At 44.9% G+C, this 19764-nt stretch carries 15 protein-coding genes and 1 pseudogene; 5 read left to right on the top strand and 11 right to left on the bottom strand.

What is annotated here, in order from left to right; genetic code table 11:
- The first annotated feature begins 60 nt into the window (after nucleotides 1-60).
- Nucleotides 61-967, top strand: a pseudogene (locus tag NSU16_RS03645) (TetR/AcrR family transcriptional regulator).
- Here the strand turns inward: NSU16_RS03645 and gatB are convergent.
- The 3 genes from gatB to gatC are packed head-to-tail and all read right to left on the bottom strand — an operon-like array spanning nucleotide 954 to nucleotide 4161.
- Nucleotides 954-2384, bottom strand: coding sequence for an Asp-tRNA(Asn)/Glu-tRNA(Gln) amidotransferase subunit GatB (gene gatB, locus NSU16_RS03640; protein ID WP_010333268.1), 1431 nt, complete (start codon nucleotides 2382-2384; stop codon nucleotides 954-956). The pseudogene NSU16_RS03645 and the gene gatB sit on opposite strands and share 14 nt — an antisense overlap.
- Nucleotides 2385-2397: 13 nt before the next feature.
- Nucleotides 2398-3855, bottom strand: a complete 1458-nt coding sequence (gene gatA / locus NSU16_RS03635) for an Asp-tRNA(Asn)/Glu-tRNA(Gln) amidotransferase subunit GatA (protein WP_168747112.1) — start codon at nucleotides 3853-3855, stop codon at nucleotides 2398-2400.
- A gap of 15 nt (nucleotides 3856-3870) precedes the next feature.
- Entirely contained in the window at nucleotides 3871-4161 is a 291-nt protein-coding gene (gene gatC, locus NSU16_RS03630) for an Asp-tRNA(Asn)/Glu-tRNA(Gln) amidotransferase subunit GatC (RefSeq protein ID WP_003219442.1), read from the bottom strand.
- Nucleotides 4162-4573: 412 nt separating this feature from the next.
- Here gatC and opuE point away from each other — a divergent pair, with 412 nt between their 5' ends.
- Both opuE and NSU16_RS03620 read left to right on the top strand, forming a co-directional pair.
- Complete coding sequence (gene opuE, locus NSU16_RS03625; RefSeq protein ID WP_168747111.1) at nucleotides 4574-6052, top strand: proline transporter OpuE; 1479 nt, start codon at nucleotides 4574-4576, stop codon at nucleotides 6050-6052.
- A 105-nt stretch (nucleotides 6053-6157) separates the two neighbouring features.
- Nucleotides 6158-6856, top strand: a complete 699-nt coding sequence (locus tag NSU16_RS03620) for an MgtC/SapB family protein (RefSeq protein WP_229148773.1) — start codon at nucleotides 6158-6160, stop codon at nucleotides 6854-6856.
- Nucleotides 6857-6895: 39 nt separating this feature from the next.
- On the opposite strand, the gene NSU16_RS03615 is transcribed toward NSU16_RS03620, so the two are convergent.
- The 7 genes from NSU16_RS03615 to NSU16_RS03585 all read right to left on the bottom strand — a co-directional run bounded on the left by NSU16_RS03615 (nucleotide 6896) and on the right by NSU16_RS03585 (nucleotide 16306).
- A complete protein-coding gene (locus NSU16_RS03615) occupies nucleotides 6896-7897 on the bottom strand; it encodes a phosphotransferase enzyme family protein (protein WP_339192093.1) in 1002 nt (333 codons plus the stop codon).
- A gap of 212 nt (nucleotides 7898-8109) precedes the next feature.
- Nucleotides 8110-8484 (bottom strand): hypothetical protein, encoded by a 375-nt coding sequence (locus tag NSU16_RS03610; RefSeq protein ID WP_339192092.1) that lies wholly within the window; start codon nucleotides 8482-8484, stop codon nucleotides 8110-8112.
- 301 nt (nucleotides 8485-8785) lie between these two features.
- Entirely contained in the window at nucleotides 8786-9979 is a 1194-nt protein-coding gene (locus tag NSU16_RS03605) for an MFS transporter (protein ID WP_339192091.1), read from the bottom strand.
- Nucleotides 9980-10104: 125 nt separating this feature from the next.
- Nucleotides 10105-11295, bottom strand: a complete 1191-nt coding sequence (locus NSU16_RS03600; RefSeq protein WP_229148743.1) for a CamS family sex pheromone protein — start codon at nucleotides 11293-11295, stop codon at nucleotides 10105-10107.
- A 15-nt stretch (nucleotides 11296-11310) separates the two neighbouring features.
- Nucleotides 11311-13317 carry an NAD-dependent DNA ligase LigA gene (ligA, locus tag NSU16_RS03595; protein WP_010333262.1) on the bottom strand — a complete coding sequence of 669 codons (2007 nt, stop codon included), beginning with the start codon at nucleotides 13315-13317 and terminating at the stop codon, nucleotides 11311-11313.
- Nucleotides 13318-13340: 23 nt separating this feature from the next.
- The gene (gene pcrA, locus NSU16_RS03590; RefSeq protein ID WP_168747107.1) at nucleotides 13341-15560 is read right to left on the bottom strand and encodes a DNA helicase PcrA; all 2220 of its coding nucleotides are present in this window, start codon (nucleotides 15558-15560) and stop codon (nucleotides 13341-13343) included.
- Between the two features lie 59 nt (nucleotides 15561-15619).
- Nucleotides 15620-16306 carry a heptaprenylglyceryl phosphate synthase gene (locus tag NSU16_RS03585; protein WP_339192089.1) on the bottom strand — a complete coding sequence of 229 codons (687 nt, stop codon included), beginning with the start codon at nucleotides 16304-16306 and terminating at the stop codon, nucleotides 15620-15622.
- A 237-nt stretch (nucleotides 16307-16543) separates the two neighbouring features.
- Here NSU16_RS03585 and NSU16_RS03580 point away from each other — a divergent pair, with 237 nt between their 5' ends.
- On the top strand, nucleotides 16544-18121 hold the full coding sequence (locus tag NSU16_RS03580; RefSeq protein WP_339192088.1) for an FMN-binding glutamate synthase family protein: 1578 nt from the start codon (nucleotides 16544-16546) through the stop codon (nucleotides 18119-18121).
- 117 nt (nucleotides 18122-18238) lie between these two features.
- Nucleotides 18239-19389 (top strand): IS3 family transposase gene (locus NSU16_RS03575; protein ID WP_174754426.1). Its coding sequence is split into 2 segments (ribosomal slippage): nucleotides 18239-18512 and nucleotides 18512-19389, totalling 1152 coding nucleotides; the frame shifts between segments, so codons are not numbered across the junction.
- Nucleotides 19390-19448: 59 nt separating this feature from the next.
- On the opposite strand, the gene NSU16_RS03570 is transcribed toward NSU16_RS03575, so the two are convergent.
- On the bottom strand, nucleotides 19449-19763 hold the full coding sequence (locus tag NSU16_RS03570) for a YerC/YecD family TrpR-related protein (RefSeq protein WP_003219429.1): 315 nt from the start codon (nucleotides 19761-19763) through the stop codon (nucleotides 19449-19451).
- Nucleotide 19764 lies beyond the last annotated feature (1 nt).

The following is a 19764-nucleotide window of genomic DNA, read 5'->3' as shown; positions in this document are numbered from 1 at the left end:
CGTCAACTCATATACCAGAAAATTTTTCTAAATTTTTCAAGGATTAAGGGGAAGCACATCATGAATGAGAAAAAAGAGAGAATCATAAAAACAAGCATTCGTTTATTTGCGAAAAAAGGATACGCTTCGACGACCATCCAGGAAATCGCCAGCGAATGCGGCATCTCAAAAGGCGCTTTTTATCTGCATTTCAAATCAAAAGAAGCGCTGCTATTGTCTGCCTGTGAATATTACATTGGCATGTCTATGAAAAAAATGAAACAAATAGAAGAGAATCTCGCCGGACAGCCGCCTAAGGATGTGCTGAAAAAACAAATCAGCGCTCAGTTTGAGGATTTTCGCGATCATAAGGATTTTATTGTTCTGTTGCTTACTGAAAATATCATCCCGGAAAACCAAGAAGTGAAGCAATACTTTTACAAAGTCACAGCCGAGACAGATAAACTGTATCGGCACGCTTTGCTTGCGACTTATGGCAAGGGAACTGAGAATTACCTCTCAGACCTCTCCATCATGGCAAGAGGCATTGTGCACTCCTATATGAATGTGATGGTGTTTAATGAAGAAATCAAAATTGATGCAGACAACATATCTGAATTTATCATGGAAAGACTGGATGATCTTGTACTGGGGCTAAGCCGTTCCAGCCTGGATCCGCTCATGCCAAAAGATATTTACAGCCTGATGCCCGCGAATAAAGGTCAGATCCTTCAGGACATTCAAAAAGTGAAAGAAAACAGCGCCTTGCCTGAGGACATCATCGTTTCGCTCGATGTGATCGAGGAGGAGCTGTCGCAGGAAAAGCCGCGCAAGCCGATTATCAAAGGCCTGCTGTCAAATTTGACCGGAAGTGATTTCGAAGAAGTTGAAAAGCTTCGCGCTTTGATTTCTATCTTTATTTCTATTTGATCAAAAAAGCAGCTCCCTCTGCAATGAGGAGAGCTGCTTTTTCATTAGCGTTTTTTAATTTCTTCAAGCAGGATTTTGTTAACCATCGGCGGGTTGGCTTGTCCTTTGGACGCTTTCATAATTTGTCCGACAAGGAAGCCGATCGCGCGGTCTTTCCCGTTTTTAAAGTCTTCAATTGACTGAGGATTGTTGTCAAGCGCCTCTGTGACAAGCTTCAGAAGCACACCTTCGTCGGAAATCTGCACAAGGCCTTTTTCTTTCACAATCTTCTCAGCGTCGCCGCCTTTTTCAATTAATTCCTTGAACACTTTCTTCGCGATTTTAGAAGAAATTGTTCCTTTTTCAATCAATTGAATCATGCCGGCAAGGCCTTCGGGTGTCAGCGCCACATCAGAAAGCTCTTTTTGCTCAGCGTTCAGATAAGCTGACACTTCACCCATAAGCCAGTTTGATGCTTGTTTTGCTTCAGCACCTTTTTGAACTGTTTCTTCGAAGAAGTCTGCCATTTCTTTTGTCAGTGTCAGAACCATCGCATCATATGCAGGCAAGCCAAGTTCATCGATATAACGCTTGCGGCGTTCATCCGGAAGCTCAGGAATGCTTGCTTTTACGCGCTGCTTCCATTCATCGTCAATGTAAAGCTCGACAAGGTCAGGCTCAGGGAAATAACGATAATCGTCAGAACCCTCTTTGACACGCATAAGAATGGTTTTCTTCGTTGCTTCATCGTAACGGCGAGTTTCCTGCTGGATCACACCGCCGGACAGAAGAACCTGCTCCTGGCGTTTTTCTTCATGCTCAAGGCCTTTTTGAACAAACGCAAAGGAGTTCAAGTTTTTCAATTCCGTTTTTGTGCCGAATTCCTCTTGGCCGATCGGACGAAGAGAGATATTGGCGTCACAGCGAAGTGAACCTTCTTCCATTTTACAGTCAGACACGCCTGTATATTGGATGATGGACTTCAGCTTTTCAAGATACGCATATGCTTCTTCCGGCGTACGGATATCCGGCTCTGATACGATCTCGACAAGCGGCGTTCCCTGGCGGTTGAAGTCAACAAGAGAATAGCCGTCGCCTGTATGCGTCAGTTTTCCGGCATCTTCTTCAAGGTGAAGACGTGTGATGCCGATACGTTTCGTTTTTCCGCCGACTTCAATTTCGATCCAGCCGTTTTCGCCGATCGGCTTATCAAATTGAGAAATCTGATACGCTTTCGGGTTGTCCGGATAGAAATAGTTTTTGCGGTCAAACTTCGTATCTGTCGCGATTTCACAGTTCAGCGCCATTGCCGCTTTCATTGCGAATTCCACGGCTTCTTTGTTTAGTACAGGCAGGACACCCGGATATCCGAGGTCGATGACGCTTGTCTGTGTATTCGCCTCCGCGCCGAATGGCGTCGGAGAGCTTGAGAAAATTTTTGAATTCGTTTTTAATTCAACGTGGACTTCAAGTCCGATTACCGTTTCAAAGTTCAATTCATTTCACCCCTTACAATTCAGGTTTTGCTTTATGATGGTCTGTCGCTTGTTCAAATGCATGAGCGACGCGGTATACAGTGCTTTCGTCAAAGTGTTTTCCGATGATTTGCAGGCCGAGCGGAAGTCCGTCTGCAAATCCGCATGGCACGCTGATTCCCGGAACGCCGGCAAGGTTGACCGGAATTGTTAGGATATCGTTAGCGTACATTGTGAGCGGGTCTTTCGTGTTTTCACCGATTTTAAATGCAGGTGTCGGTGTAGTTGGTCCAACAATGACATCATATTTCTCAAATACGTCTTCGAAGTCTTTCTTAATTAAAGTACGCACTTTTTGCGCCTTTTTATAGTACGCGTCATAGTAGCCTGAGCTTAAAGCGAATGTTCCAAGCATGATGCGGCGTTTCACTTCATTTCCGAAGCCTTCAGCGCGCGTTTGCTTGTATAGGTCGATCAGGTTTTCCGCGTTGTCTGTGCGGTATCCGTAGCGGATGCCGTCAAAGCGTGCGAGGTTGGCAGACGCTTCAGAAGATGACAGCAGGTAATACGTCGCAAGCGCGTATTTACTGTGCGGAAGAGATACTTCTTCCCATGTAGCGCCAAGGCCTTCTAGAACTTTGAGCGCTGCAAGAACAGATTCTCTCGCTTCTTTGCCGACGCCTTCGCCAAGATATTCTTTTGGAACAGCGATTTTCAATCCTTTGATATCGCCAGTTAATGAAGAAAGATAATCTGGAACGTCTACATTTGCGCTTGTAGAGTCCATTTTATCAACACCTGAAATGGTCTGCAGCAAGAATGCGTTATCCTCAACCGTACGTGTAATCGGCCCGATTTGGTCTAAAGAAGACGCAAATGCGACCAATCCATAACGGGATACGCGTCCGTATGTAGGCTTTAATCCGACAACGCCGCAGAAAGAGGCCGGCTGGCGGATGGAACCGCCTGTGTCAGATCCAAGAGAGAACGGAACTTCTCCCGCAGCAACCGCAGCCGCAGATCCGCCGCTTGAACCGCCGGGAACCGTATCTAAGTTCCAAGGGTTTTTCGTCAGCTTGTAAGCTGAGTTTTCTGTTGATGATCCCATGGCGAACTCGTCCATGTTCAGTTTTCCGATTGTAACCGCTTCAGCGTCTTGAAGGCGCTGAACGACAGTAGCATCGTAAATCGGATCGAAATTTTCGAGAATTTTGCTGGAGCAAGTTGTGCGCAGCCCTTTTGTTACGATATTATCTTTTACGCCGATCGGCATCCCAAAGAGAAGACCATGCTCAGAACGGCTGTCAACCGCCTCATCGAGCTCCTTTGCGTATGCGCGCGCTTTTTCTTCATCTAATGCCAAAAAGGCTTGTACCTTATCATCAACCGCTTGAATGCGTTTATAAGATTCATCGACCAGGTCAGAAATCTTAATCTCTTTTTTATGTATGAGCTGTTTTAATTCTGTGATTTTGTGATCAAATAATGACATTCTTGTGTCCCTCCTTTAGTCCAGAATTGATGGCACACGAATATAGCCGTCTTTGTGGTCAGGCGCATTTTTCATGACATCCTCAACCGGAAGACCTTTACCCGCTTCATCTTCTCTCATGACATTTTTCATTTTCAGCACGTGAGTTGTAGGCTCCACATTGTCTGTGTTGACCTCGTTCAGCTCCTCGGCAAATGAAATGATGCTGTCAAGCTGTTCAGTGAACATTTTTGCTTCTTCTTCCGTAATCGCAAGTCTCGCAAGATGCGCAACGTGCTTTACTTCTTCTATTGAAATTCGTGACATATGATCCACCTCCACATATTTCTCCGTTAAGTCATATAATACTGATCATATCAAAAACAAGCCCTTTAAAGCAACAAAACGCCTTGGGGCGGGCCTGTGTTTTCGAGACAATACCCTATATATTTTATACTAAAAAGAGCCGGAGGAGAAACGAAATATTTTTCTGAAAATTTTTACTTTAATTATTTTTGAAAGCGTTTTAATCTCTATTCCCTTCTTGGTTTGCCCCGATATTTCCCGCTGGGCGGCCATGTTTCATCGCTTGAATGGGTGGGAATATTTTGTTAGGTTAAGTTACCAAGTGCACCTGCAAAAGAATGTCTTTTGTGTCGCACTTGCGCCAGGCTGCTTAACTGGCACCATCAATTTGAGAGGTGATGCAAAATTATTAGAAATGAAGAGAGGGTAAAACGTGAGTATTGAAATTATTATTTCTTTAGCAATTTACTTTATTGCCATGCTGTTAATCGGCTGGTATGCATTTAAGAAAACCACTGATATTAACGATTACATGCTTGGAGGAAGAGGTCTCGGGCCGTTTGTTACTGCTTTGTCTGCCGGAGCGGCGGATATGAGCGGATGGATGCTGATGGGTGTTCCCGGCGCGATGTTCGCGACAGGGCTGTCAACCTTATGGCTTGCTTTAGGTCTTACCATCGGGGCGTACTCAAACTACTTGCTGCTGGCTCCAAGGCTGCGTGCTTATACGGAAGCGGCGGATGACGCGATTACGATTCCTGATTTCTTTGATAAACGGTTCCAGCATTCTTCATCACTGCTGAAAATCGTATCAGCTTTGGTCATTATGATCTTTTTCACATTGTATACCTCTTCCGGTATGGTATCTGGCGGGCGGCTGTTTGAATCTGCTTTTGGCGCGGATTACAAATTAGGCTTGCTTCTGACTACCGGTGTTGTCGTATTGTACACACTGTTTGGCGGTTTCCTTGCTGTCAGTCTGACTGACTTCGTGCAGGGTGCGATCATGTTTGCAGCACTAGTGCTTGTGCCGATCGTTGCTTTTACCCATGTGGGCGGCGTTGCTCCGACTTTCCATGAAATCAGCGCTGTTAACCCAAATCTGTTGGATATCTTTAAAGGCGCGAGCGTCATTAGCATTATTTCCTATTTAGCCTGGGGCTTGGGTTACTACGGCCAGCCTCATATTATCGTCCGATTTATGGCGATTAAAAACATTAAAGATTTAAAGCCTGCACGCCGAATCGGCATGAGCTGGATGGTTATTTCAGTGCTCGGTTCCGTGCTGACCGGTTTAATCGGTGTTGCTTATGCCCATAAATTCGGTGTTGCTGTAAAGGATCCGGAGATGATATTCATTATCTTCTCTAAAATCTTGTTCCACCCTTTAATCACTGGTTTCTTGTTGTCAGCTATTTTGGCTGCCATCATGAGTTCCATCTCCTCACAGCTCTTGGTAACAGCAAGTGCTGTAACAGAAGATTTATACCGGACGTTTTTCAGACGAAAAGCTTCCGATAAAGAATTAGTAATGGTCGGGCGTCTGTCCGTCTTAGTGATTGCCATTATTGCGGTATTCTTATCATTGAATCCGAGCAGCTCCATTCTTGATTTAGTCGGATACGCGTGGGCCGGCTTCGGTTCAGCTTTCGGGCCTGCGATTCTGCTCAGCCTGTATTGGAAGCGGATGAACGAATGGGGCGCTCTTGCTGCGATGATTGTCGGGGCTGCGACCGTGTTGATTTGGATTACAACCGGCCTGGCAAAATCAACCGGCGTATACGAAATCATCCCTGGGTTTATCCTCAGTATGATTGCCGGCATCACCGTCAGCATGATCACAAAGCGGCCTGCAAAAGCCTCTTACCGATTATTCGGTGTTATGGAAAAACTGTTAAAGCGCAAAAAATAATCAAAAAGCCATCAAGCGCTGCTTGGTGGCTTTTGTGCCCTTGTTTTGCGATAAATACTGTGAGAAAATCATATTTATTTAAAAACACCATAGATAAGGGGGAAGTTGCTGTTGAGCTGGTACATTGATCCTGATATTTTATTAAAATTGGGCATTGCCACTTTAATTGGCATGGTCATCGGGCTGGAGCGCGAGCTGAAGAATAAGCCGCTCGGGTTAAAAACCTGTATTGTTATCGCCGTCAGCTCATGCATGCTGACGATCGTCAGTATTAACGCGGCATATCATTTCCCTAAATACTACCGCATCATGATGGATCCGCTGCGTTTGCCGGCGCAAATCATCTCCGGTGTCGGGTTTATCGGAGCGGGTGTTATTTTGCGAAAGAGCAACGATGTCATTTCCGGCTTAACCACATCGGCTATGATTTGGGGTGCGGCCGGGCTCGGACTTGCAACCGGAGCGGGATTTTATAAAGAAGCCTTTGCCAGCCTTCTGTTCATCCTGATCAGCGTTGAATTTCTGCCGTGGGCGGTCAGAAAAATCGGTCCAGACCGTCTGCAGGAAAAAGACATCCGCATCAGAATGTCACTTTCCGATAAAAACAAAATGACAGAGATTTTAAAAGAAATGAAAAGAAAAAACATTAAGACACACTCCGTCCGAATCGATGACCTTCATGAAAAAGAATTTCCGATCATGGAAGTCAAGGTCCGTGTCCATAAAAACAGATACACGACCGATGTCTACTATGATATAAAAGACATTGAAGGTGTCGTCGGCGTGAAGTGCGATACATTATAAAAGCCAATGGGGCATTATGACCCATTGGCTTTTTTCGTTCTAGACGAGCTTAGAAAAATCATATTCTGTGATCGGCGTGCGGTTTTCTATATCTCTTCTGAAACCGGCCAGCATTTCTTTTTCTTCTGCGCCTATTGAGGTAAGATCAAACATTTGATGCAGCAGTCCGTATATCAGCATGTGACGCAGGCGGAGAAAATCAGGTATTCTTATCAGCCACGAAGCATCCAGATCATTTTCCTCCCTGTACCCGTTCATAAAGTGTGTCATAAATTCCTCTGTAAACACGGCTTTGTTTTCATATGGAACGACCGGGTACCATAGCACATTATAGAGGAGAATGCTAATATCATTGACAAACCAATTGTAGCCGATATCATCAAAATCAAATGTTGTGATTTTCCCTTGGTCCCAGTTAAAATTGCCATGGTGGAGGTCTGCATGAACCAAGCCGTAGCTGTCCCTGCTTTTTGGTAATTGGCGCAGTTCATTCATTAGCTCATCGGCCTGCTGAAACACCTGAGTCTGGTCTTCCGGCACGTATTTTCTAAGCATCAGCTGCTCTTCTTCATCCCACTCTTGTCTTTTAAAAGCAGGATTGTTGAGCTTGTAGCTTTTTGTCAAGCTGTGCATTTTCCCTGTGTATCTGCCAAGCTCAAAAAATAGGGTTTCATTCCAGTCGGATTCGTCCACTTTGTGCCCCGGCGCCTTCTCATATACTCTGAGTAAAAACGCTCCGCCATTTCCATCTGGCACTTCCTCAACATCTTTTCCATTTAGCGACGGGATCGGTTTGGCTACTGAAAGTCCTCCTTCAGCAAGGTGATGGAGCCACTCCATTTCCCCCATAATGTAATTAGGCGACCTGCGAATTGTGTGTGTAATCTTTAAAATATAAGATTCGTTGTCTTTAGCAAACTCATACACATAGTTTTCCGCATCTGCTAAGAATTGCACCTGCTCTCTTGTAAATCCATATATAACGGCAGCTTCTGCCAGAACCTTTTCTTCATCGAATATTGCTTTAATATCTTTATGCATGCTGATTCTCCCTCTTCATATATTTAAATAATTCTTTTATCGTGTGTTTTTTTTGTGAAGTTCCAATCATCAACATACCTGCCCTTCTTTTCCACATCTACTTCCATTTTGACAGCGAGAAGTAAATTTCCTCCTAAATGAAAGAAATAGTTGGGTCAATACCTACATGATCCAAGTGGAGAATATCCTTAAATGTCTGCAAGTATTTTTTGCTATTCTGTTTCCGGTTCCGGCCCGCTTTCTACTGCTTCGGCTCCTATATGTTCCTTCACTAATAAAGCTCGCAAATGCTCCGGCCGGTTTGTATCTAAGGCCACTATATGAAGAATGCGGGATTGTTCAGCATGCAGCACTTTCCAATGAGCATTTGTGTTTTCAATGAAAGCTTGCGGCAATACATCACCTGCAGCCGTTTTTTCCGTTACATCCTGCGCAGGCTGCCGAGAGGATACCCATTCGATATGCCCGCTTCGATCCTCTACATCATACACAGAATTGTGATAAATACGATCCGCTTCTTCTTCAAAACGATGCGCAGCCCAGAATTCAAAAAAAGCCCGATTTCTGCCTGAATCCTTAAACTGCAAGGGATCAATTTATTTCCAGTCTAAATATAAAGTTTACAATCAGCTATGCGCAGGAAAGCAACTTGCAGCGGGCCGAAGAGCTTACGGTGCGTACGAATCAGCTGAATGCAAGCGGGAAACATACGATTATGAGGAGTTATATTATTTCAAAAGTCGGATTCTCATATGCTTTTCGTCTGCGAGCTTTTTAACGAGAGAAAAAGGAAATAAATGAAAATGACCGTCTAAAATTCCAAAAGTATTTGATTAAAAACCATTTAATTACACAAACATATTTATGTAAATATTTATAATATATTGTCTATATTTGTTCATTTTTTAGTTTTAATGATAGAAGCGCTGAAACAGTAAAAATGATAAAATTCAAGAAAAAGACATATTGCACACCAAGCCAATCAGTTAGACTGCTCATAATCAAGATAGAAGCTCCGTATACAAATGTGCTTATTGTATGCTGAGCAGACAGGATTTTTGGAAGCAATGTTTCGTTTATGTTCTCCTGCACATAAGTTCTGATCGCAATCCCCCTGAGCTGAAATGAGGGTCCCAGAATAAAGACAAGAAGCAAGGATGCCAACGCATACTTGTTTAGCCCAAGACATAATGTAGAAGCGCCGATAGCAATTGAAGTCCATAAAATCATTGAGAACAGCTTTCCGTTGATGCTTTTCGAAAATTTCCATACGATTAAACCGCCTGTAATGGTACCCGCGAAATAACTGGCATTAATAAACCCCCACCATGTTTCGTTTTTATGAAGCACTTCATGGACATATACAAGAATGATAGCCCCCGTCCAAATGCTTCTGCCGAACATGGATAAAAGCTCAAGAACAGTCAGCATTCTGATAACAGGCATCTGATAAATCGCTTTCCAGCCAGCTGCGATTTTATCAATAAAAGATTCGTTTTCTTCCTGTTCGCCATCTCCTTTACCCGCATCCTTGACAAAAAATAAAGACACTGTTGAAGTGCCATAAAGCACAAAAGTCAGCATTAATAGCAATTGGGGTCCGAGCCATTTGATCAAAAGGCCGCCGAGCAGCCAACCGAGCAAGAGCACGATCTGATCAGAGGTCAGCACAAGACTGTTTGCTTTCAATAGCATGGGTTTTGGAACAAAACGGGGAATCATAGAATTTCTGACCGGGATGGTTCCTCCATCTAACAGTGACATGAAAAATACAATCAAGAAAAAGATTACAATAGATTTAAAATCTATAATAAATATGAGGAGCAGCAAAGATAAAAGTATTGTTTGCGTCAGCTGTAAAAAGATCAAAATCTGCTTGAGCCTGTATTTATTGATAAAAACAGGTATAAAAACTGCGCTTAATGATTGGCCGACAAATTGCATCATGGCCACAAGCGATGCCAAAAAAGCCGAGTCTGTGACTTGATAGGTAAACAGGGTCAGAACCAGCACATATAGAGAATCTCCTAAATTGGCAATCGACTGCCCCGCCCATATGAAATAAAAGGATTTATTTTTCATATTTTCAACCCTTTTCTATTTTTTGAACATCATAACATAAATGCATACCCTATCCAACGATCCCCAAATTCAATATAAACGCAAAATAACCCCAGCGCCGCTGCGGCGCAAGGGGTTAACTTATTTTAGTCATAAATGTGAACAGTCGGCTCTTTATCGCCAGCATCCCGGAGAATGACCGCTTCCTGCCCGTCTGAGGATGTAATATCCACTTCGAGATCTAGTGAGCTCTTTGAGTAATAGTCCATGACCTCACCCGTTAAGAACTGGGTAAACGCGACGACTTCACTCTTTCCGTAGAATTGCATCGGAATTTCGATTTTCATTTTCTTCATTTCATCGTTTTCATACAGGGCCGTTCCGACAACACCTGTGTAGTTCGGGAAGTAGTTGTCAATTGAGTTTTTGAATCGTTTAAAGACTTCAGAATCATCCGGATATTTCTCTGCAGTGCTCGTATCGGCCGGATAGAAGACGTATTTTTCATTTACATCGTCCCAGTTTGAAATATCAGAGGAGCCTGCTTTGACTTCTGTTTTGGCGATAAAATTGCCGGGAACGATGGATGTTTTAGACGCCTGTTTGTAAAGCGCAATCGTAATCGGCACATTCTTCAGGTTGTCTTTTTTGCGAAGGCGGTTAATGACCTCCTGCGCGATTTTTTCTCCCTGTTTACGGAGTGTGCTGTTATCAATTTCCACTTCTTTTTGAGGGTCGCCTGTTTTCTCGCGGTAGTAATACACTGAATTTAACGCCAAGCCGATCATAACGCCGCCAAGCTGGATGGAATTCTTGTCTTTTCTGACTAAGTAATCATGTTCCAGCATAGAAGCTAAATAAACCGGACTGCTTTCGTTTTTCTCTTCTGTTGAGCCAGAGCTAGGGAGCGCTGGGTTCAGACCTTCGTTTTTAAAGTTTTTATCTTCTTTTTGGGCTTTTTTCAGATCAGAGCCTGTTTTTTTCCGAGCCAGCCAGCTTAATACTGTATCTTCATCTAAGTATTGTCCTTCTTGGAACAGATAATCGTCTGTCGAGAAAGAGTCTTGGGCAAGGCGCATCAGTCCCGTTTCAAACTCATCAATATCAAGTCTTGTATTCAGCTGTTCCGTTGTCAGGCCTCGTGCTTTCCCCGCTTTAAACGGAAGCACCATTTTGTAATAGGAGTCAGAGATATTGTATTTCGGGATAATCGCTTTTTCTGACGATTTCGCCGTTTTTTGCGTAATCTCTTCCTCCTTCTTCCCCCCAAAACCTGACGAACAGGCAGACAGCATCAACACTGCCGCCGTTGCCGCCATTACCAACGTCTTTTTCAATAGAAAACACTCCTCTTATTTCTTTAGCTCTCCCATTAGCTGTTGTTCATTCCACACTTCAATGTTCAGCTCTTGCGCTTTTGTCAGCTTGCTTCCCGCCGCTTCTCCGGCGATGACCAAGTCTGTGTTTTTACTGACGCTTCCAGTCATCTTTCCGCCGAGCGCTTCAATTTGCGCTTTCGCTTCGTTTCTTGACAGCTCTTCCAGCTTTCCTGTCAGAACGATGGTTTTGCCTGCAAAATAGGAATCGCTATCCTCTGCTTTTACTTTTTTCGGACCTTTATAAAGTGTGTTTACGCCAAGCTCCTCAAGTTCGGCCAAAAGCTCGAGCATTTCTTCTTTATGGAAATAGGTGATGACTGCGTCAGCCATTTTTTCACCGATTTCATCTATTGCGAGAAGTTCCTCTATGGTAGCTTTTTTCAGATTGTCCAAGCTTTCAAAGTGCATGGCGAGCGTCTTTGCAGCCTTCGAGCCGATAAATCGGATGCCGAGGCCGAATAACAGGCGCTCTAATGAATTTTCCTTTGATTTTTGTATAGAGCTGATCAGGTTTTCAGTTGATTTTTCGCCCATGCGTTCGAGCTGAATCACCTGTTCCTTCGTCAGCTTATACAAATCTGCCACATTTCGGACGAGATTCTCCTGAAACAGCTGTGTGATGACTCGTTCGCCAAGCCCGTCAATGTTCATGGCATTGCGGGAGACAAAATGAATCAGCCCTTCTCTGATTTGTGCAGGGCATTCAGGATTGATGCAGCGAAGTGCCACTTCTCCTTCAATGCGGACGAGTTCACTGCCGCATTCAGGGCATTCTGTCGGCATGCTGAATTCCTTTTCTTCCCCCGTGCGCTGTTCAACGAGAACGTTCACGACTTCAGGTATAATATCGCCCGCTTTTTTGACGACTACCTTATCCAAAATCCGGATATCCTTCTCTTTAATTAAATCTTCGTTATGAAGGGATGCTCTTGAGACCGTTGTCCCGGCAACTTTTACCGGCTCAAGAATCGCGGTCGGCGTAATCACACCCGTTCTTCCGACATTTAATTCGATATCGAGAAGCTTTGTCACGACCTCTTCTGCAGGAAACTTATACGCAATGGCCCAGCGCGGGCTTTTCGCCGTATAGCCGAGCTCCTCCTGCTGATCGAGAGAATCCACTTTGATGACGATGCCGTCAATTTCATACGGGAGATCGGCGCGTTTCGCTTGAAGCTCATCGATCATCGCAATGACTTCTTCTATGCTGCCGCATTTTTTCCGTTCCTGGTTCGTTTTAAAGCCGATGTCGTCGAGAAAATCAAGCCCTTGGCTTTGTGTCTCCACACCCATTTCGTCAAGCTCCGCTATACTGTAGACGAAGATATCAAGATTTCGTTTCGCCGCAATTTTAGGATCAAGCTGTCTGAGTGATCCCGCAGCGGCATTGCGCGGATTTGCGAACGGTTCTTCCTCGTTTTTGATCCGTTCTTCATTGAGCGCTTCAAATGAGCGTTTCGGCATATATGCCTCGCCGCGCACTTCAATTGAAAGGCTGCGGTTCATTTTGAGCGGAATAGTGCGGATCGTCTTCAGATTTTCCGTAATATCCTCTCCCGTTGTTCCGTCGCCTCTTGTGGCGCCTCTGACAAAATAGCCGTCTTCATAACGGAGAGAAACAGCAAGACCGTCTATTTTCAGCTCCACATTATACGCCACATCATCACCCACGGCCTGGCGCACACGGCGGTCAAAGTCGCGGAGATCGTCAGCATTAAACGCGTTGCCCAGACTGAGCATTGGCGTGCCGTGAGTGACTTTTTGAAATGCTTCAAGCACAGCGCCGCCGACACGCTGTGTAGGAGAATCAGGCGTTCTGAGGTCTGGATGCTCCTCTTCAATCGCAATCAGCTCCTGCATCAATCTGTCGTATTCAGCATCAGGGACGCTCGGTTCATCTAAGGTGTAATATTCATAACTATACTTGTTGATGGTGCGGCGCAGTTCTTCTGCCCGCTGCTTCGCTGTTTCTTTGTCCATCTGCTTCTTCCTTTCCTGTTCAATTACTGCTTTTCAATTGGCGCAAATGCCGCTAACAGGCGCTTCACACCGATCGGGCTCGGGAAGGCAATATCGAGTTCGGTCCCTTCTCCTTCGCCTTTTACGCTGACAACGGTTCCTGTGCCCCATTTTTTATGTCCGGCTTTATCTCCGACAGCCCAGTTGAGGGTATCACCGCCTGTTTTGCTTGCGTAGGATACCGGACGGGAAACAGGGCCGCGTCTCGGCTGCATTTTTCTCGCAGACGGCGCTCTCGTTTCTTTTTTCTCATTTAGGTTTTCCAATAAATCATCTGGAATTTCACCGATAAAGCGTGATTCCGGGTTCATGTTTGTTCTGCCAAACAACGTGCGCATTTTTGCGTTGGTCAGATAAAGCTCCTGCTCCGCTCTTGTAATGCCCACATAAGCTAGACGGCGTTCTTCTTCCATCTCTGCTTCTTCCATCAGTGAACGGCTGTGCGGGAAGACGCCTTCCTCAAGCCCCATAAGGAAAACAACCGGGAATTCCAGTCCTTTTGCGGCGTGCAGCGTCATCAGCGTGATCGCATCCGTGCCGCCGGATTCCTCTTCTTTCTGGTCGAGCTGATCGATATCAGCGATCAGTGCCAAATCTGTCAGAAACGCAACGAGTGTCTTGTCTTCGCTTTTCTGTTCAAAGTTTTTCGTTACGGACAGGAACTCGTCGATGTTTTCTAAACGGCTTTGGGCTTCAATTGATTTTTCTGCTTTCAGCATCTCTCTGTATTCGGTTTTATCGAGAATTTCTTCGGTCAGATCGGTAATTGATAAATAGTCCTGCATGTTTGTCAGGTTCTCAATCATCTGTCTGAAGCTGTCGAGCGCGTTAGCAGCCTTGGCGCTGACGCCGATGAAATCAACCTGCTGAATCGCTTGGAATAGTGACAAGCCGTTCATCGCGGCATATGAAGCGATTTTTTCAAGTGATGTGGCGCCGACTCCGCGCTTCGGCACATTGACAATACGCGTAAAGCTGATGTCATCATCCGGATTGGATACGAGACGCAGGTACGCGAGAATGTCTTTGATTTCTTTTCTGTCATAGAACTTTGTGCCGCCGACAATGTTATAGTTCAGGCCCGCTTTGAGAAGCGTTTCCTCAATCACACGGGACTGGGCGTTTGTCCGGTACAAGATGGCGATATCCGACAGCTTCCGTTTGCCGGAGTTATGAAGCTCATAAATTTTCCCGGCCACAAATTGTCCTTCACCGAATTCATTGTCTCCGCGGTAGTAGGAAATTTTAATTCCTTCATCGTTTTCCGTCCATAGATTTTTCGGCTTGCGGTTTGTGTTGTTTTGGATCACTTCGTTGGCCGCGCGCAAAATCCGTTTTGTTGAACGGTAGTTTTGTTCAAGCAAAATAACGCTGGCATTCGGATAATCCTTTTCAAAGGAAAGAATGTTGGCGATGTCCGCCCCGCGCCATCTGTAAATGGACTGGTCGGAGTCGCCGACAACGCAAAGGTTCTGGAAACGCTCCGCCAGCTGCTTCACGAGCATGTATTGCGCTCTGTTCGTATCCTGATACTCATCGACGTGGATGTATTGGAATTTGCGCTGATAAAATTCAAGCACTTCCGGAATACGGTCAAACAGTTTAATGGTCGTCATAATTAAGTCGTCAAAATCAAGAGACTGGTTTTTCAGCAGTTTCTTTTGATAATCAGTGTATACATCGCTGACGACCTGATCATAGTAGCCACCGGCAACCTTAGAAAATTCCTCCGGTTCGGTCAATTCGTTTTTCGCACTGCTGATCGTGCCGAGGATACTTCTCGGATCAAATTTTTTCGGATCAAGGTTGCGTTCTTTCAATATCCCTTTGATGACTGAAAGCTGGTCAGCCGTATCAAGGATTGAGAAATTACGGTTGATCCCGATGCGGTCGATATCTCGGCGCAAAATTCGCACACACATGCTGTGGAATGTGGAAATCCAGATATCGTCCGCGCCAGGCCCGAGAATGCTCTCCACACGTTCTTTCATTTCTCTGGCCGCTTTATTTGTAAATGTGATCGCCAAGATGTTCCACGGCGCCACATGCTTTTCCGCCATTAAGTAAGCGATTCTGTGCGTCAGGACACGCGTCTTTCCGCTTCCCGCTCCCGCCATCAGCAAGAGAGGCCCGTCCGTTGTTTTGACAGCTTCCTGCTGAACGGGGTTTAAACCGCTTAATAGTTGATTGCTAATGTAATTCAAAATTCGTCACCCGCCTATACAAACATATGTTCTATCATAAACCAAATCCGTACATTTCGCTACTCGCCTTTGACAGCTGCTACTGTCTTTAGCGCTTCATCAAAATCCTCATACACAGCGTTGCCCACCACAATGACATCCGCGTGCCCGGCATACTGTTTCGCCGTCCCCGAATCTTTGATGCCGCCTCCGTAAAACAGGGTGGACGATTGCAATACAGCCTTCGTTTTCTTCACGGCTTCTATGTCCCCAAGAGCGCCGCTGTATTCCAGATAAAAAATCGGAAGCTGCAGCAGCTCAGACACGCGCGCATAGGCGATGATATCGTCATGATTCAGATTGGTGTCCGCCTCCGTTAAAGCCGCGGCTTTGCAATCAGGATTTACGATACAATAGCCTTCCGCCACAATTTCTTCCATCGATATCAGTTCTCCATATTCCTTCATGGCCTTCTGATGCATTCCGACAATCCAATCCGGATTTTTGCTGTTTAATACACTCGGAATAAAATATAAGTCAAAGCCGGGGACAATCGCTTCAATCGCTGACACCTCAAGGACACACGGCACCAAAAACCGTCTCACCTGAGACAGCATCCGCAGGACATTATCCTCCGTTACACCATCGCTTCCTCCGATAATGACCGCATCAGTCCCTGACTCACAAAGAATCTCCAACTGTTCATCAGGCAAATCTTTATTTGGATCGAGTTTAAAGACATGCTTCCACTCCGTTACATCGTACACGTCATCCGTTCCTCCATTCGTTTATTACCATTTAAACATTATAACAAATTCACATAGCGCGGAAAAACGGAAAAAGCCGTCATTCTCGTTATTCACTGAAAAAGGTGGTTTGATTCTATTTCCGCAGAAAAAAAGCGGCTGTTCCGCTCTCTTTTTATAGAAACAGACAGTAATATTTTCTATTGTTTGGAAACGCTCCAACAGTGGAAATGGTTACATAAAAAGGGAGGCTAACAGATGGAATACATGATCATTGCACTTATTGCATTTATCATCGGGATTATCGTTATCCCCATCGCATTGTTTGTCTGGATCTACATAAAGGACGAAAAACAGCAGGAGCATTCGATCCTCCGCAACTATCCTGTCATTGGAAGGTTTCGCTATATTTTTGAAAAAATCGGACCGGAGCTGCGGCAGTATTTATTTAGCAATGACAATGAGGAACAGCCTTTTTCACGAAAAGAATATGAGCAAACTGTCATTTCCGGAAAATATAAAAGCAGAATGATGGGTTTCGGCTCGGTAAGAGATTTTGATCAATCGGGCTATTATATCCGAAACGCCCTTTTCCCAAAACAAAAAGAAGAATTGCGTGTGAGCCAGTCTCCGAAAATCGAAACCCACATCTATAAAATCGATTCGGACAATCTGTTCAGACGTAGCGAACATGCCGAACGTATTAAGGCTGATCCGTATTATCTCCATCCAGATGATGTTCAAGTCATCGGCGGGAGTACATGCGAAAAGCCTTTCTATGTGAAGGGATTAGTCGGGCAATCCGCCATGAGCTACGGTTCACTTGGGGAGCGCGCCATTACAGCGCTGTCAAAAGGGCTGCACCAGGCGGGCGGCACTTGGATGAATACCGGTGAAGGCGGATTGTCTGAGTATCACTTAAAGGGAGGTGCTGATATCATCTGCCAAATCGGTCCCGGCCTTTTTGGTGTGCGCAATAGAAAAGGGGAATTTTCGTGGGAGGAATTCAAAAAGAAAAGCCGGCTTGACCAAATTAAAGCGTTTGAGCTGAAGCTCGCACAAGGAGCAAAAACCCGCGGCGGACATGTGGATGGCGCTAAAGTGTCAGAGGAAGTGGCGGAAATCCGGAATGTCGAACCCGGAAAATCAATCGACAGCCCAAACCGCTTTCATGAATTTTCAAGCACACCTGAAATGCTGGATTTTATTGAAAAGCTGCGAGACGTCGGTCAAAAGCCGGTCGGCATTAAAATTGTTGCAGGCCAGCCTGATGACATGCATGAGCTTTTTTCTTATATGCAGAAAAGCGGAAAACATCCTGATTTTATAACAATAGACGGGAGTGAAGGCGGTACCGGTGCTTCCTTTTATGAGCTTGCCGACACAGTCGGCCTCCCGATTATGACCGCGCTCCCTATCGTTGATACACTGCTCAGACAATACGGCTTGCGTGACCGTATGAAACTTTTTGCTTCCGGAAAGCTGCTGACCCCTGACAAAATCGCGGTGGCTTTAGCTCTGGGCGCTGACTTTGTCAACATTGCACGCGGCATGATGTTTTCAGTCGGATGCATCCGCGCCCTCGTATGCCACACCAACACATGCCCGGCAGGCGTTGCGACAACAGATCCGAAGCTGCAAAAAGCGCTGAGCGTTGAGGAAAAGCAGCACCGTGTCTGCAACTACGTCATTTCGCTGCGTGAGGGGCTGTTTAATCTGGCAGCAGCAGCCGGGATCGATTCGCCGATTCATTTTTCCCAGAAGCATGTTGTCTATCGTAAAGAGGATGGCAGCACAATTGACATCAACAAACTGATTGAGAAAATTGTTTCATAAAAAAAACCGCCCCTAGCCAAACGGGACTGACCCCATAAAATGAGATAAATAAAAAACACCTTCAAGTTTGAAAACGGATAGTTGTTATCCGAAATAAGACTTGGAGGTGTTTTTTGTATGGGAACAAGAATGAGTTATCCGATTGAAGTCAAACAGAAGGCTGTAGAAATGAGATTGGCAGGCGTGCCTATGAAAGAGATCATGCAGGAATTGAATATCAAGAATAAGACGCAGGTTCAGACATGGGTTAGATGGCATAAAGCTGGGGATACACATCGATTTGAACAGCCTGTTGGTAAGCAATACACTTACGGAAAAGGTCCGGAGTATTCTTCCGAATTAGAGAAACTGCAGGCAGAGAACCGTTATCTGAGACAACAGAATGAAGTTTTAAAAAAGTACAACGAATTGGAAAGGAAGTTGATAGCCAAACGTCAGTCGAACTTGTAGAAGTATTGCACGGCACAATGACCGTACAGAATATCTGTGTTCATTTAGGTATCTCACGAGCGTCTTATTATCGTTGGAAGAAGAACCTGATGAAAGATCATCCCAAGTGCCATTTGGAAAAACAAATCGGCACGTTGTGTCGAGAGCACAAGTATCGATATGGATATCGAAAAATTACAGCTATATTAAAAAAGGAAATGCGTATTAACCATAAAACGGTTCAGCGTATCATGCAGAAAAATCAGTGGCAGTGCCGGGTTAAGGTGAAAAAGCGCAAGAAGAATGGGCAGCCATATGCCGTGGTTGATAATATATTAGATCGGAACTTTCAGTCCGATCATCCTCTTGAAAAACTAGTAACGGATATCACGTATTTGCCTTATGGACAGAAACAATTGTACCTTTCCAGTATATTGGATGTATACAATGGAGAAGTAATTGCTTTCACGATTGGAGATAAGCAGGACACAGACTTTGTCTTAAACACACTTGATCAACTGCCAACACTGCCTCAGAACTGCGTGTTACATAGTGACCAAGGATCTGTGTATACATCTTATGAGTATCAGAAAGCTGTTAAAACAAAAGGCATTACCATGAGCATGTCCCGCAAAGGGACGCCCGCTGATAATGCCTCCATCGAATCGTTTCATTCCTCACTAAAGTCTGAAACGTTCTATCTTAACAGCATTAATCGAACCACGACCGCCATCGTAGAACGCACTGTCAAAGAATACATTTATTATTATAACAACATTCGTATTCAAACGAAACTAAACAGCCAATCACCGATAAGCTATCGGCAATTGGCTGTATAAAAGGTGTTTTGATCCCTGTCTCAAAAACAGGGGTCAGTCCCAAACGGCAGGGCGGTTTTTTATTTGGAAGAAGACTCTGTTTCAGTCTCCTTCACACGGTCAAGTGCCATCTCATAGGCGTCATTTCCATAATTCAAGCAGCGCTTCACACGGGAAATTGTCGCAGTAGATGCGCCTGTTTCTGTTTCAATTTTATGATACGTGTTTCCTTCGCGGAGCATGCGCGCCACTTCAAGGCGCTGAGCCAGCGATTGAATTTCATTAATTGTGCAAAGATCATCGAAGAACCGGTAACATTCCTCCAGGTCTTTCAGCGATAAGATAGAGTTAAATAGCTGGTCCAGCTCTTTGCCGCGTAATTTATCGATTTGCATC

Source organism: Bacillus sp. FSL K6-1003 (assembly GCF_037964945.1).
GTDB lineage: Bacteria > Bacillota > Bacilli > Bacillales > Bacillaceae > Bacillus > Bacillus mojavensis.
This window is presented reverse-complemented; position numbering and strand designations above follow the sequence as displayed.